Consider the following 14,407-nt stretch of genomic DNA (forward strand, 5'->3'; position numbering starts at 1 on the left):
GGTGGTGCCCGGTTGTGCGCTACCGTATGCCGACAAAGGTAGCGGGTCCGCAGCGGCCCGGCCACCCAAGGGAGGGATCATGAACAAAACGCTTGGAGCGATCGCCGCCGCAACCGTGCTCGGCACGGCAGCCTGGGCCGAAACCGTCGCCCCCACCGCCGTTGCCTATGATGATTACGGCGCAGTCGAAGTCTCGCTGACCGGCGCGCCGGGCGATGTCGCCAATGGCGCTGTGCTGATGAACAAGGGCTCGGGCAACTGCGTGGCCTGCCACCAAATCTCGGCCCTGCCCGAACTGGCCTTTCAGGGCGAGATCGGCCCGCCGCTGGATGGCGCAGGCAGCCGCTGGAGCGAAGCCGAACTGCGCGGCATCGTCGCCAACGCCAAGAAAACCTTCGAAGGCACCATGATGCCGTCGTTCTACAAGACCGAAGGCTTCATCCGTCTGGGCAATGCCTACACCGGCAAGGCCCATGCTGATGGCGAGGTGGCCCCGCTGCTCACAGCCGAACAGATCGAAGACGTCGTCGCCTTTCTGATGACGCTCAAGGACGAGTAACAGACCCACAGCCGCGCCCGCACCGGCGGGCCGCATAGGAGGCACCATGATCCTGACAAGACGAGACACCCTGCTTCTGGGCGCGGGCGCCGCACTGGCCGCCACGCTGCCCATGCCCGCCATGGCCGACGCCGTGGCCGATCTCATCGCCGAATTCACCGGCGGGGCCGAAGTGGCCGAGGGCGGCATCACCATCGACGCCCCCGAAATCGCTGAAAACGGCAACACCGTGCCAATCTCGGTCAGCGCCGAGGGGGCCGAAAGCATCATGGTGCTCGCCACGGGCAACCCCACGCCGCCCGTGGCCACCTTTACCTTCGGCCCGCTCGCGGCCAGCCACTACGGCGCCACCCGCATCCGCCTTGCCAAAACGCAAGACGTGGTCGCCGTGGCCAAAATGGCCGATGGCAGCTTCAAGCAGGCCAGCGCGACCGTAAAAGTCACCATCGGCGGCTGCGGCGGCTGAGGCAGAGAACAGGAGACAGATAAAATGGCATCCGGAGTCAAACCCCGCGTCAAAGTCCCCAAGTCGGCCTCCGCCGGCGAGGCGATCACCATCAAAACGCTGATCTCGCATCCCATGGAGAGCGGCCAGCGCAAGGACGGCGACGGCAACCCCATTCCGCGCTCGATCATCAACCAGTTCACCTGCACCTTCAACGGCGAGACCGTGATCGACGTGAAGATGGAACCGGCGATCTCGACGAACCCCTACTTTGAGTTCGAGGCCACCGTGCCCGAGACAGGAACCTTCGAGTTCACTTGGCAGGACGACGACGGCTCGACTTACACCGAGACCAAGGAAATCACCGTCGGCTGATCGCCGCGCACGTTCAGGGAGGGACGCGTGAAAAAAGCTAGCAAACGCGCAAGCACAATCGCACTCATAGCGGCTTCCGCCTTCGCGGTGGCCGCCCATGCCGGACCGGATGAAGACAGCCTCGTCATCAATGGCGAGACCGAGATCGTCACCGAAACGGCCGCCCCCGACCACCTGTCGGACGCCATCGATACGATCTACTCCGGTTGGCGCTTCCGCACCGACGAAACCCAGTCGCTCGAAATGGACGACTTCGACAACCCCGGTATGCTCACCGTGGATGCCGCGATGGATGCCTATTCCACCGCCGAAGGCTCCGCCGGCAAAAGCTGTCAGGGCTGCCACGAAGGCGTCGAAAGCTTTGCGGGCCTGACGCCAACCATGCCCAAGGTCGATGAAGAGACCGGCAAGCTGGTAACGATGGAAGATGCCATCAACAATTGCCGCACCGAGCGCATGGGGGCCGATGCCTGGAAGTGGTCGGGCAACGACATGCAGGGCATGGTCGCCCTGATCGGCCTGCAATCGCGCGGCATGCCGATGAACGTGGCCATCGACGGGCCCGCCGCCCCCTTCTGGGAGCAGGGCAAGGAGATGTATTACACCCGCTACGGCCAGCTTGAGTTGTCCTGCGCCAATTGCCACGAAGACAACTATGGCAACATGATCCGCGCCGACCACCTCAGCCAGGGGCAAACCAACGGCTTCCCCACCTACCGGCTGAAGCAGGCCAAGCTGATCTCCAAGCACAACCGCTTCCGTGGCTGCATCCGCGACACCCGCGCCGAGACCTTCGCCGAAGGCTCCGACGAGTTCCGCGCGCTGGAGCTTTACGTCGCCTCGCGCGGCAACGGTCTCTCGGTCGAAACTCCGGCAGTTCGCCAGTAAGCTAGGCCCGCGTCGGAGTGATCCGGCGCGGGTTTTCTGTCCCCGACAGATGCATACATGCGCATATAACTAAAGGATGAGTCTTCCATGATCTCCCGCCGCGATTTCCTCCAGGTCGGCATGGCCGCTTCCGCCCTCCTCGGCACCTCCGGTTTCGGCAACTGGGCCCGTCTCGCCGCGCAGCAGGCCCTCACGCAGGATCAGCTGCTGGAATTCGACACCTTCGGCAACGTCTCGCTCATCCACGTCACCGATATCCACGCCCAACTGAAGCCGATTTACTTCCGCGAGCCTTCGGTAAACCTCGGCGTCGGTGAGAATCTCGGCAAGGTGCCCCACGTCACCGGCGCTGACTTCCGCAAGCTCTACGGCATCGCCGATGGGTCTCCCTCCCATTACGCCCTGTCCTCCGGCGATTTCGCGGCGCTTGCGGCCCAATACGGAAAGGTCGGCGGCATGGACCGCGTCGCCACCGTCATCAACGCCATCCGCGCCGACCGCCCCGATTCCCTCCTGCTCGATGGCGGAGACACATGGCACGGCTCCTACACCTGCCTGCAAACGCAGGGGCAGGACATGGTCAATGTGATGAACGCCCTCAAGCCCGACGCCATGACCTTCCACTGGGAGTTCACCCTCGGCTCCGACCGGGTGAACGAGATCGTCGAGGGCCTACCCTTCGCCGCCCTCGGCCAAAACATCTTCGACGCCGAATGGGACGAACCCGCCGAGCTTTTCGCCCCCTACAAGATGTTCGAGCGCGGCGGCACCAAGATCGCCGTCATCGGCCAGGCCTTCCCCTACATGCCCATCGCCAACCCCGGCTGGATGTTCCCCGAATACAGCTTCGGCATCCGCGACGAGCACATGGCCGCAGTGGTGGAAGAGGCCCGCGCCGCCGGGGCCGAGGTGGTCGTCGTGCTCTCCCACAACGGCTTTGACGTCGACAAGAAGATGGCCTCCGTCGTGCCAGGGATCGACGTGATCCTCTCCGGCCACACCCACGATGCGCTCCCCGAGCCGGTGGTGGTGGGCAACACCATCGTCGTCGCCTCCGGCTCCCACGGCAAGTTCGTCTCCCGGGTGGATCTCGACGTGCGCGATGGCCGGATGATGGGCTACCGCCACAAGCTCATCCCGATCTTCTCCGACGTCATCGCCCCCGACCCAGCGATGACCGCCCTGATCGACGAGCAGCGCGCGCCCTACGAGGCCGAAATGGCCGAGGTGATCGGCCAGAACGACACCACGCTCTACCGCCGCGGCAACTTCAACGGCACATGGGACGACCTGATCTGCGACGCCCTCCTCTCCGAGCGCGACGCGCAAATCGCCATGTCCCCCGGCGTCCGCTGGGGCGCCTCGATGATCCCGGGGCAGGACATCACCCGCGAAGATATCTTCAACGTCACCTCCATGACCTACCCCAACGCCTACCGCACTGAAATGACGGGCGAATTCATCAAGGTCATCCTCGAAGACGTGGCCGACAACATCTTCAACCCCGACCCCTACTATCAGCAGGGCGGCGACATGGTCCGCATCGGCGGCATGGGCTACCAGATTGATATCAACAAGCCGCAGGGCGAGCGCATCTCGGGCATGACCCTGCTCTCCACCGGCGAGCCCATCGACCCCGGCAAGAACTACACCGTCGCCGGCTGGGCCTCGGTCAACGAGGGCACCGAAGGCCCGCCCATCTGGGACGTGGTCGAAAGCCATATCAAGAAACTCGGCACAGTCACCGCAGGTGACCATGACAACGTGAAGGTGGTGGTCGACTGACCATCACCCACCCCCCCGTGAATGAGGAGCACACCCCCATGAGCGACGATCTCAAACTCTCCCGCCGCGCCGTTCTGGCCGGCACTGCCGCCGCAGCCGCTGGCACGCTGGCCACGCAGGCCCGCGCCGAAGGTGATCCGCTGATCACCGAGGTGCAGGAGTGGGCCAGCGGGCTGGGCGAAGGCGTCGATGCCACCCCCTACGGCATGCCCATCGAGTATGAGGCCGACGTGGTGCGCCGCAACGTGCCCTGGCTCACCGCTGATCCGATCTCCTCCATCAACTTCACCCCGATTCACGCGCTCGATGGCACCATCACGCCGCAAGGCTGCGCCTTCGAGCGCCATCACTCCGGCGCCATCGAACTGAAGAAGGAAGACTACCGGCTGATGATCAACGGCCTCGTGGGCCAGCCGCTCGTCTTCACCTATGCCGATCTGGAGCGTTTCCCGCGCGAAAACCACGTCTACTTCTGCGAATGCGCCGCCAATACCGGCATGGAATGGGCCGGCGCCCAGCTCAACGGCGCCCAGTTCACCCACGGCATGATCCACAACATGGAATATACCGGCATCCCCCTGCGCACGCTTCTGGCCGAGGCCGGATATGATGGCACCACCGAGGGCCGCTGGGTTTATGTCGAAGGAGCTGACGCCTCCTCCAACGGGCGCTCGATCCCGATGGAAAAGGCGCTTGATGACGTGCTCGTGGCCTTCAAGGCCAACGGCGAGGCTTTGCGTAAAGAGCACGGGTACCCAGTGCGCCTCGTCGTTCCCGGCTGGGAGGGCAACATGTGGATCAAGTGGCTGCGCCGCATCGAGGTCACAGATGCCGCCGTCGAAAGCCGCGAAGAAACCTCCAAATACACCGACACGCTGGCCGATGGCACTGCGCGCAAATGGACATGGGTGATGGATGCCAAATCCGTCGTCACCTCGCCCAGCCCGCAGGCCCCCATCACCCACGGCCCCGGCCCGCTGGTCATCACCGGCATGGCATGGTCCGGCCACGGGCGGATCACCCGTGTCGATGTGTCCAAGGACGGCGGCAAAACATGGGAAACCGCCCGCCTCGGGCGCACCCAGGGCGACACCAAGGCGCTCACCCGCTTCTACCTCGATACCGAGTGGGATGGCTCCGAGATGCTGCTGCAAAGCCGCGCGATGGACGAAACCGGCTACGTCCAGCCCACCAAGACCCAGCTGCGCGAGGTGCGCGGGCTGAATTCGGTCTACCACAACAACTGCATCCAGACCTGGCATGTAAACACCGACGGGAGCGCTGAAAATGTCGAAGTTTCTTAATATCTTCGCCCCCACGATGGGGGGCACCGCCGTTCTCCTCGGCTCCGCCTATATCCTCGCCGATCAGTTCGTCGCCGATATCCCCGCCCCCCTGCGCGGCCAAAGCGTGCCCGCCGCCTCAGCCCAGAGCGCGCCTGAACCCAAAGCCGAAGAGGCGGCGCAAGCCGCCGATGAGGCCGCCCCCGCCGAGGCTACAGCCGAGGGCGTTCCGGTAACGCAGGCCAAATTCGGCCTCGGTCGCCCCGCCACCGAAGATGAAATCGCCGCTTGGGATGTAAAGGTCATGCCCGATGGCCGCGGCCTTCCGCCCGGCTCCGGCTCCGTCGAAGACGGCGAGGTGCTGTTTTCCGAAAACTGCGCTGTCTGCCACGGCGAATTTGCCGAAGGCTCCGGCAACTGGCCCAAACTCGCGGGCGGCGACGGCACCTTGGCCGATGAAGACCCGCTCAAAACCGTCGGCTCCTACTGGCCCTACCTCTCGACCACATGGGACTACGTCCACCGCTCAATGCCCTTCGGCGCGGCACAGACCCTCTCGGCGGATGATACCTACGCCATCACCGCATACATCCTCTATTCCAACTTCTTCGTCGAAGACGACTTCGTGCTCACCCGCGAAAACTTTCTCGACGTCGAAATGCCCAATGCCAACGGCTTCATCGTTGATGACCGGGCAGAAACCGAATACCCGAACTGGCGCACCGAGCCCTGTATGGAAAACTGCAAGGACAGCGTCGAAATCACCATGCGCGCCACCGTGCTCGATGTGACCCCGGAAGAGGAAGGCGCATCCGAGGCCGCTCCGGCTGAGGAGGCCGCATCCGAGATGGTGGTCGAAAACCCCGTGGAGGAAACCGTCGACGCCGGGGCCGAAGCCGTGGTTGAGGAGGCTGCTTCCGAAGAAACCCCCGCCGAAGAAACCATGGCCGCCGCTCCCGCCGACCCGGAGCTGATCGCCGCAGGCGAGAAGGTCTTCCGCAAGTGCAAGGCCTGCCACCAAGTGGGCGAGGGCGCCGAAAACAAGACCGGCCCCCAGCTCAACGGCATCATGGGCCGCACCGCAGGCACCGTTGAGGGCTTCCGATATTCCAAGGCGATGGCCGAGGCAGGCGAGGCCGGCCTCACATGGAATAGCAAAACCCTTGCCGAATTTCTGACCAAGCCCAAAGCCTTCCTCAAGGGCACCAAAATGTCCTTCAACGGCCTGCGCAAGGAAAGTGATATCGAGGCGGTCGAGGCCTATCTGGGGTCATTCGCTGAATGATCCGTGCCCGCGCCGCCCTTCTCGTCGCCGTGCTCGGTCTCGCACCGGGCGCGGCGCTCGCGTCCGAGGTCGGGGATGCGGAGCGCGGCGAGGCGGCTTTCTCCAAATGCAAAGGCTGCCACCAGCTCGGCCCCGAGGCCACCAATCGCATCGGCCCCCACCTCAACACCCTCTTCGGCCGCCGCGCCGCCTCGCTTGAGGGCTTCCGCTACTCCAACGCCTTCAAGCGGGCCGGGGCCAAGGGCCTTGAGTGGCACGCCGATACGCTCGATGCCTTTCTCGAAAACCCCAAGCAACTCGTCCCCGGCACCCGTATGAGCTACCGCGGCGAGGCGGATCCGCAGGTGCGCGCCGACCTCATCGCCTATCTGCGCCGCTTTTCCGACTCTCCCGCCAATATTCCCGAGGCCGATCCAACGGCCCAAGCCACCGACCATGACCTTGATCCGGCGATCCTCGCTCTGACGGGCGATCCGGAGTATGGTGAATATCTGGCGTCGGAGTGCACCACCTGCCACCAGACCTCCGGCGGTGACGAGGGCATCCCCTCCATCACCCTCTGGCCGGAGGAAGATTTCGTCATCGCCATGCACGCCTACAAGCAAAAGACGCGCACGCACCCGGTGATGAACATGGTCGCCGGACGCCTCGGCGATGAAGAGATCGCGGCGCTGGCCGCCTATTTTGCGACCCTGGAGGAGTAAAGGGGCCGCATAGAACAGGGAGGAGTACACATGAAACTCAACAGAAGGACGTTCCTCGGCACCGCTGCCGCAGGCACCGCCGCGCTCTCGGCCCCCATGGTTCGGGCCGCCGCCCACGGCATGCCCCGCGTGGTGGTGATCGGCGGCGGGGCAGGGGGCGCCACTGCAGCCCGCTACATCGCCAAGGACAGCGAAGGCGCGATAGATGTCACCCTCATCGAGCCCACCCGCACCTATTACACCTGCTTCTTCTCCAACCTCTACATCGGCGGCTTCCGAGACCTGCAAAGCATCGCCCACAGCTACGGCACGCTCGCGTCCGACTATGGCATCAACGTCGTGCACGACTGGGCCATCGGCGTGGACCGTGACGCCAAAACCGTCGCCCTCGCAGGCGGCGGCTCGGTGCCCTACGACAAGCTGGTGATCTCGCCGGGCATCGACTTCGTGCCCGGCTCAGTCCCCGGCTGGTCGGTCCTGAGCCAAAACAAGATGCCCCACGCCTACAAGGCCGGGAGTCAGTCCGAGTTGCTGAAGGCCCAGATCGAGGCCATGCCCGAGGGCGGCACCTATTGCATGGTCGCCCCGCCCAACCCCTACCGCTGCCCGCCCGGGCCCTATGAGCGTATCTCGATGGTGGCCCACGTGCTGAAGGAGCGGAACCCCACCGCCAAGATCCTCATCGTCGACCCTAAGGAGAAGTTTTCCAAACAGGCGCTCTTCGAGGAGGGCTGGCAAAAGCACTACACCGGCATGATCGAGCGCATCGGCCCCGACTTCGGCGGTGACAAGGTCGAGGTAAACCCCGGTGAGATGACCGTCACAATCGACGGCTCCGTCGAAAACGTCGATGTCTGCAACGTCATCCCCGCCCAGAGAGCGGGCCACATCGCCGATGCCGCCGGGCTGACAGAGGGCAACTGGGCCCCGGTCAACCCCACCGACATGAGCTCGAAGATGGATGCCGACATCCACGTGCTGGGAGACGCCTCGGCTCAGGGCGACATGCCCAAATCCGGCTTCTCCGCCAACAGCCAGGCCAAGGTGGCCGCCAATGCCATTCGTGGCGCGCTGACCGATAGCCGGGTGTTCCCGGCCAAGTTCTCCAACACCTGCTGGTCGCTCATCGCCACCGAAGACGGGGTGAAAGTGGGCGCTTCCTACGAGCCTACCGAAGAGAAGATCGCCAGCACCGACAGCTTCATCTCTCAAACCGGCGAGGACGCAGCCCTGCGCAAAGCCACCTATGAAGAGAGCATCGGCTGGTACTCCGGCATCACCGCCGACATGTTCGGCTAAGCCACACCGGCGGGGCGTTTGACACATGTCATGGCGCCCCGCCGCCCTATCTCCATTCTGAAGGCACACCCACGGAGGAGACCCCCATGAAACACCTCACCCTCGCCGCCGCGCTCCTGCTGGCCACCCCCGCTCTGGCGCAGGATGCCGTGCTGCACGACTTCGAAGGCAGCTTCGATGATGCCACCTTTGCGGTCGAAAGCGCCATCGTCGGCCAAGGCCTCGTGATCGACTACACCAGCCACGTCGGCGATATGCTCGCCCGCACCGGCGAGGATGTCGGCTCGGATGTAAAAATCTTCGACGCCGCCGACATCTTCCTCTTCTGCTCCGCCGTGGTCTCGCGGCAGGTGATGGAAGCCGACCCGATGAACATCCAGCACTGCCCCTATGGCGTCTTCGTCACCGAGAAAGAGGGCAAGGTGCAGATCGGCCACCGCGACTATCCCGAAGGCCCGATGGATGCGGTCGAGGATCTGCTGGAAACCATCATCACAGAGGCCATCGGCGGCTAAAGCCCGCCCCGGTTTGATCCGGGTCAACGCGCCCCGCGCGGCTGCGTGGTAGCCCGGTGAAAACCGGAGACACCCCTGATGATCTGGCTCTTCGATACCCTCGGCGAAGCCGCCGCCATCGCCCTCTTGGGCCTCTTCGTGGGGCTGCTCTTCGGCGCGGCGGCGCAGCGCTCCGCGTTCTGCCTGCGCGCCGCTACCATCGAGGTCGCCACCCTCTCGCCCGGCCCCCGGCTTGCAACTTGGCTCATCGTCTTCACCACCGCCCTCGCGCTGGTGCAGGGCGGCCTCGCGCTGGGCTGGCTCGACCTCTCTGAAGCCCGCCAGTTTTCCCAACCCGGCTCCATCTCCGGCGCGGTGATCGGCGGGGCGATGTTCGGCTCGGGTATGATCCTCGCGCGCGGCTGCGCCTCCCGCCTTCTGGTGCTTTCGGCCACCGGCAATCTGCGCGCGCTGGTCACCGGCCTCGTGCTCACGCTTGTCGCACAGGCCTCCCTCACCGGCATCCTCGGCCCGGCGCGCCTCTGGCTCTTTTCGCTCTGGACAGTCCCGCCCGGCCCGGCGCGCGACCTCGGCGCGCTCGCAGGCCTCGCGCCCATTGCCACCGCCGCACTCTCCCTCGCCGCCTTCGGCGCAGCCCTTGCCTGGGCCGTGCTCGCAGCCCGCAAAAGCCCCGGCCAAATCCTCGCCTCCGCCCTCGTCGGCGTGGCGGTCGCCGCAGGCTGGTATGTCACCTACCACGCGAGCCAGGTCGCCTTCGAGCCCGTCTCGGTCAGCTCCATAAGCTTCACCGGCCCGGCGACCGACACGCTGATGGGCCTCGTCGGCAACCCCTCGCTGCCGCTCTCTTTCGGCGTCGGCCTCGTGCCCGGCGTCTTCCTCGGCGCCCTCGCCGCCTCCCTCGCGGCCCGCACCTTCGCCTTACAGCGTTTCCAACCCGACACCCCGATGGAGCGTTACCTCGTCGGCGGCGCCCTCATGGGCTTCGGTGCGATGCTCGCTGGCGGCTGCGCTGTCGGGGCAGGGGTCTCCGGCGGCTCGGCCCTCAGTGCCACCGCATGGCTCGCCCTCTTCACCATGTGGCTCTCCGCCATGGCAACCCACCGACTGCTCGCCCGCCCCCGCACCATCGCAGCCGCCTAAAATCAGATTAAAATTCGCCCTGCAGCCAAATCCACGAACCGCCCCCGCAATTAACGTTTCCAATTCGGTTAGAATTGCGCGCACCCGCCCCCCAGGTCACCCCGCCAACCCCATTTTCTTGCTGAAAATATCTCCGGGGGGTGTGGGGGGCTGGCCCCCCACTACGACACCTCAGCCAAAAACGAGGCCCGGGCCCGAAAGCCTACATCGCCACCCAGCGATAGCCCGCGCCATCCTTCTCCGCCCGGCCAATGCCGCCCGGCAGATGAAAGCCCACCAGCGTCATCTGCTCTCCGGCCAGCCGGTCCATCAGCGCAACGCGGTTCACAGCCGCCGTCACCTTGTCCTGGTCCGAGTTCACCTCCCAGCCGGGCCGCGCGAAGGCCACGTGGTGATTGCCGATGGCATCGCCCACCACCATTATGCTCTCGCTGCCCTGGCGAACCTCGAAGCACATATGCCCCGGCGTGTGCCCGACGCAGGCAAAGGCCGCCACGCCGGGTAGCACCTCTTCGCCATCGTCGAAAAACGCCACCCGGTCCTCGATCGCCTCCATCCGCCGCTTCGCCCCCACGGCAAAGGCCTGCCGCTCCGCGCCGATGCTCTCCACTGTCTCCGGGTTCCACCAATAGTCCCACTCGGCCCGGCCCATCATATAATTCGCCTCGGGAAAGAGCGGCTCGTCAAAGTCATCCAGCAGCCCCCAGATGTGATCGGGGTGGGCATGGGTGAAAATCACATCCGTCACATCCTCCGGCGCAACGCCCGCCGCGTCGAGATTGGCGGCCAACTCCCCTGCCGATGGCATAAAGTCCGGCCCCGCGCCCACGTCAAACAGCACCACTCTGTCGTCCAGCCGCAGCAGGGTCACGTTGCAGGGCGGCTCCAGCGCAGAGGGAGAAACCCCCATCGGCTCCACAATCGCCGCCACCTCCGCCTCGGGCAGACCCTCGAAGACGAAAGACCCCGGCAGCATCAGGTGCCCGTCGCTCACCGTGGTCAGCCGCGCCCCGCCCAGCGAAATCTCCGCCAGCGCGCGCAGCGCCAGCCCCGTGCTCGCCGCCACACCCGCTGCCGCGCCCGTCACGAATCCGCGCCGTGTTATCCGCATGTCATCCTCCCATATCTATTTTTGTGAATATGACTGAACCCACGCGCTACGGCAACGAAAGATGGACGCCGCCGCGCCGCCCGCTATCTTCCGCCCATGCGCCGCGCCCTCAAGATCCTCGCCCTCACCCTGCTCGCCCTGCCGCTGCTGGCCTGCGCCCTCCACGTCGCCCACTCCGGCTCCGAGCCGGTGCCGCCGCACCCCGAAGGCACGCTTCGTGTCGCCACCTACAACACCCATTACATCCTGCTGAACAAGCCCGAGGGCGCATGGTCCGTTGCCGACTGGGACCGCCGCAAAGCCCCCATGGCCGAGGCCCTGCGCAAGATCGACGCCGACATCATCGCCTTTCAGGAGATGGAGAGCTTCAGCCGCGGCGACGATGGCTCCACCAACCTCGCCCGCGACTACCTCCTCGCCGAACTCCCCGCCTACCGCGCCGCCGCCTCCGGCCCTTGGCAGAGCTTTCCGGCCACCCAACCCATCTTCTACCGCGCCTCCCGCCTCACACCGGTGGACGAAGGCTGGTTCTTCTTCTCCAACACGCCCGACGTGATCTACTCGCGCACCTTCAACGGCTCCTGGCCCGCCTTCGCCTCCTGGGCCGAGTTCGAAACCGCAGACGGCAAACGCCTCCGCGTCGTCAATGTCCATTTCGAATACAAAAGCCGCTCCAACCGCCGCTTCTCCGCCGCCCTCGTGCGCGACCGTCTCGCCCCCGCCATCGCCGCCGGAACGCCTGTCATCCTGCTCGGCGATCTCAACGCCATGCACGGCGCCTACACGCTCCGCACCCTCGAAGAGGCCGGCCTCACCTTCGCCCCCACCCGCGGCGCGACCTACCACCTCAACGCCGGCATAAACATCCTCGGCGCGATCGACCATATCGCCGCCAGCCGCGGCATCACCGTCACCAAGCCTCTGGCTTTGCGTGAAAAATTCATGGGCGAATGGCCGTCAGACCATTACCCCGTCTACGCCGACATCACCCTGCCCTAACCAAACCGCGCCACGAAGTTCCGCAAGATCTTCTCCGGTTCCGTCACCCGCGCCGCCCGGCACATCGCAATCAGCCCATCGGCCTCGCCGGGGTCAAAGTACCCCTTGTTGCGATACACCCTGATCCGCGTCTCAAACCCGCCCGCATCCGCCTCGGGATGGAACTGCGTGGCATAAACATTGGCCCCATAGCGCACCATCTGAAACGGGCAAGGCCCGCTCTCCACCAGCAGCACACAGCCCTCCGGCAACACCTCCATCGCCTCCTTGTGGCCGACAAAGGCATCAAACTCCTGCGCAACCCCCTCCAGCACCGGATCGGCCTGCACCACCCGGCACGCACTCGTCCCCACGGCCTCGCCATAGCGCCCCTTGGCCACCACGCCCCCTAGCGCCTTGCCCAAAATCCCGATCCCGTAACAGCAGCCCAAAAACGGAAAATCCCGCGCCGCCACCTCAGGCATCAGCCCCAGAACGGCGGCCTCGATCTTCGCCTCCACCGGGCTCTTCTCCTCCGGCGGGTCGCTCACGCAGCCCGGCCCGCCGCCCACGATCACGCCGGAATAATCCTCCAGCCGCACCGCGCCCAGCTCTTCGCAATCCAGCCGCACTCGGCGCGTGTCGGCCTCCGCCAACCCGCCCTTGGCGCAGATCGCCGCAAACTCGTCGTCCGAAGCCTCCGCCTCAGGCCGCAACTGCAAAATCAAAAATGGCTTCATCCCGTAGGGTGGGCAATCTGCCCACCTCCCCAATCCCGAATTTTCACCGCGGCGCCCCGCCTTCAAAGGCATTCGGCGCGCCATATTCGCAAGGCCCGTCCTGCATCTCCAAATGCAGCCCATCGCCCTCCCACGGAAGCGCCCGCGCCAGTTCCTCATCCACCTCGATGCCCAGCCCCGGGCCCTCCGGCGGCACCACATGGCCACCTTCCACCCGGATCGCGCCCTTCACCAGATCACGGTGAAACGCCGTCTCGATGCACTCCACCATCAGCAGGTTCGGGATCGCCACGCCAAGGGCAATATTGGCCGCAAACTCCACCGGCCCGGCATACAAGTGCGGCGCAACCTGCAGGTTGTAAACCTCCGCCATCACCGCCACCTTCCGCGCTTCGCCAATCCCGCCCACACGCCCCAACGCGGGCTGCAAGATCGCCGCCGCCCCGGCCCGCAACACCGGCGCAAACTCCGCCTTGGTAGTCAGCCGCTCGCCCGTGGCCACCGGCACCGGCTGGCCGCTGGCCACCTTCGCCATCGCGCCCACGTTGTCTGGCGGCACCGGCTCTTCGAACCAGAGCGGGTCGCAATGCGCAATCGCTCGCCCCATCCGCAAAGCGCCGGAAACCGAAAACTGCCCATGGGTGCCAAACAGCAAATCCGCCCGGTCCCCCACCGCCGCTCTGATCTGCTCGCAAAATGCCACCGAGCGCGAAATATCCGAGGCCGAAGGCTCATGCCCCCCGCGCACCGTGTAAGGCCCCGCCGGGTCAAACTTCACCGCCGTCCAGCCCTCTGCCACCCGCTGTGCCGCCACCTCAGCGGCCATTTCAGGGCTGCTCCAAAACTCGGGCAGCGCCATTCCGTCCTCGGGATACAGGTAAGTATAAGCCCGCAGCCGGTCATTCGTGCGCCCGCCGATCATCGCCCAAACCGGCCGCTCACGTGCCTTGCCGATGATGTCCCAACAGGCCATCTCCAGCCCGCTGAAGGCCCCCATCACCGTCAGATCAGGCCGCTGGGTAAACCCCGCCGAATAGGCCCGCCGAAACATCAGCTCAATGTTCTCCGGGTTCTCCCCCTCCATATGCCGCGCAAACACATCGGCGATCACACCTCGCATCGCCTGGGGCCCCACCGAGGCGGCATAAACCTCGCCCCAGCCTATGATCCCGCAGGCCGTGGTGAGCTTCACCAAGATCCAGTAACGCCCGCCCCAACCGGGGGCAGGGGGCGAGGTCACGATGATATCCAGATCGGCAAGTTTCATCGCACTACCCCATCACGTTCCAGCCCGGCTCAT

15 protein-coding genes are annotated in these 14,407 nt (G+C 65.3%); 12 read left to right on the plus strand and 3 right to left on the minus strand.

What is annotated here, in order from left to right; all coding sequences use genetic code 11:
- Positions 1–79: 79 nt before the first annotated feature.
- The 11 genes from soxX (at position 80) to ACXAG6_RS05480 (ending at position 10,278) form a co-directional block, all read left to right on the plus strand.
- A complete protein-coding gene (soxX, locus tag ACXAG6_RS05430; RefSeq protein ID WP_475335785.1) occupies positions 80–559 on the plus strand; it encodes a sulfur oxidation c-type cytochrome SoxX in 480 nt (159 codons plus the stop codon).
- Positions 560–605: 46 nt separating this feature from the next.
- Positions 606–1,025, plus strand: coding sequence for a thiosulfate oxidation carrier protein SoxY (gene soxY / locus ACXAG6_RS05435; RefSeq protein WP_475335787.1), 420 nt, complete (start codon positions 606–608; stop codon positions 1,023–1,025).
- Between the two features lie 24 nt (positions 1,026–1,049).
- Positions 1,050–1,379 (plus strand): thiosulfate oxidation carrier complex protein SoxZ, encoded by a 330-nt coding sequence (gene soxZ / locus ACXAG6_RS05440; RefSeq protein ID WP_475335789.1) that lies wholly within the window; start codon positions 1,050–1,052, stop codon positions 1,377–1,379.
- Between the two features lie 27 nt (positions 1,380–1,406).
- Entirely contained in the window at positions 1,407–2,267 is an 861-nt protein-coding gene (gene soxA, locus ACXAG6_RS05445) for a sulfur oxidation c-type cytochrome SoxA (protein WP_475335791.1), read from the plus strand.
- 87 nt (positions 2,268–2,354) lie between these two features.
- Complete coding sequence (soxB, locus tag ACXAG6_RS05450; RefSeq protein WP_475335793.1) at positions 2,355–4,052, plus strand: thiosulfohydrolase SoxB; 1,698 nt, start codon at positions 2,355–2,357, stop codon at positions 4,050–4,052.
- A gap of 38 nt (positions 4,053–4,090) precedes the next feature.
- Entirely contained in the window at positions 4,091–5,356 is a 1,266-nt protein-coding gene (gene soxC, locus ACXAG6_RS05455) for a sulfite dehydrogenase (RefSeq protein WP_140013001.1), read from the plus strand.
- Positions 5,340–6,620: a c-type cytochrome gene (locus ACXAG6_RS05460; protein ID WP_475335796.1), complete on the plus strand. Its 1,281-nt coding sequence runs from the start codon at positions 5,340–5,342 to the stop codon at positions 6,618–6,620. Before soxC ends, ACXAG6_RS05460 begins: the two co-directional genes overlap by 17 nt.
- The gene (locus ACXAG6_RS05465) at positions 6,617–7,324 is read left to right on the plus strand and encodes a c-type cytochrome (protein WP_475335798.1); all 708 of its coding nucleotides are present in this window, start codon (positions 6,617–6,619) and stop codon (positions 7,322–7,324) included. The genes ACXAG6_RS05460 and ACXAG6_RS05465 overlap by 4 nt, the downstream gene beginning before the upstream one ends.
- A 30-nt stretch (positions 7,325–7,354) precedes the next feature.
- Positions 7,355–8,623 carry an FCSD flavin-binding domain-containing protein gene (locus ACXAG6_RS05470; RefSeq protein ID WP_475335801.1) on the plus strand — a complete coding sequence of 423 codons (1,269 nt, stop codon included), beginning with the start codon at positions 7,355–7,357 and terminating at the stop codon, positions 8,621–8,623.
- 86 nt (positions 8,624–8,709) lie between these two features.
- Positions 8,710–9,138 carry a DUF302 domain-containing protein gene (locus ACXAG6_RS05475; protein WP_475335803.1) on the plus strand — a complete coding sequence of 143 codons (429 nt, stop codon included), beginning with the start codon at positions 8,710–8,712 and terminating at the stop codon, positions 9,136–9,138.
- A 78-nt stretch (positions 9,139–9,216) separates the two neighbouring features.
- Positions 9,217–10,278, plus strand: coding sequence for a YeeE/YedE family protein (locus ACXAG6_RS05480; RefSeq protein WP_475335806.1), 1,062 nt, complete (start codon positions 9,217–9,219; stop codon positions 10,276–10,278).
- Between the two features lie 202 nt (positions 10,279–10,480).
- On the opposite strand, the gene ACXAG6_RS05485 is transcribed toward ACXAG6_RS05480, so the two are convergent.
- Positions 10,481–11,389, minus strand: coding sequence for an MBL fold metallo-hydrolase (locus ACXAG6_RS05485; RefSeq protein WP_475335808.1), 909 nt, complete (start codon positions 11,387–11,389; stop codon positions 10,481–10,483).
- Positions 11,390–11,485: 96 nt separating this feature from the next.
- Between ACXAG6_RS05485 and ACXAG6_RS05490 the strand changes: the two genes are divergently transcribed.
- Positions 11,486–12,388, plus strand: coding sequence for an endonuclease/exonuclease/phosphatase family protein (locus tag ACXAG6_RS05490; protein ID WP_475335811.1), 903 nt, complete (start codon positions 11,486–11,488; stop codon positions 12,386–12,388).
- On the opposite strand, the gene ACXAG6_RS05495 is transcribed toward ACXAG6_RS05490, so the two are convergent.
- Both ACXAG6_RS05495 and ACXAG6_RS05500 read right to left on the minus strand, forming a co-directional pair.
- Entirely contained in the window at positions 12,385–13,107 is a 723-nt protein-coding gene (locus ACXAG6_RS05495) for a glutamine amidotransferase (RefSeq protein WP_475335813.1), read from the minus strand. The two genes, ACXAG6_RS05490 and ACXAG6_RS05495, sit on opposite strands and share 4 nt — an antisense overlap.
- A 43-nt stretch (positions 13,108–13,150) precedes the next feature.
- The gene (locus tag ACXAG6_RS05500; protein ID WP_475335815.1) at positions 13,151–14,374 is read right to left on the minus strand and encodes a mandelate racemase/muconate lactonizing enzyme family protein; all 1,224 of its coding nucleotides are present in this window, start codon (positions 14,372–14,374) and stop codon (positions 13,151–13,153) included.
- Between the last annotated feature and the right edge of the window lie 33 nt (positions 14,375–14,407).

The sequence above is a fragment of the Vannielia sp. ABF1_015 genome, assembly GCF_056160745.1.